A 247-nucleotide genomic window follows, 5' to 3' on the forward strand; every position below is an offset into this window, starting at 1 on the left:
TTTTACGCGGGGTTACTGACTACCTGCGGACTTAGCTACATTGGCACACCCTGTGAGGATGAAGGAGAAACGCTGGGGTTACACGGGCGTTTGGCTGCGACTCCAGCAGAAGAGGTGGGGTATCGCACAGAACGGACCGACGACAGCATTGAATTTGTCATCAATGGCAAAGTACGGGAAACACGATTGTTCGGTGAAAATCTGACGCTGGAAAGGACCATTCGCTGCCGTTATGGCGAAAATGTAA

General features: G+C 51.4%; 1 protein-coding gene. It reads left to right on the plus strand.

Annotated elements, in window-relative coordinates:
- Positions 1-247: DUF4432 family protein (locus tag NE584_RS19495; RefSeq protein ID WP_256183570.1), on the plus strand; the 247-nt coding region annotated here is incomplete at both ends.

This window comes from Clostridium sp. DFI.5.61 (genome assembly GCF_024462915.1).
Classification (GTDB): Bacteria; Bacillota; Clostridia; order Oscillospirales; family Oscillospiraceae; genus Lawsonibacter; species Lawsonibacter asaccharolyticus.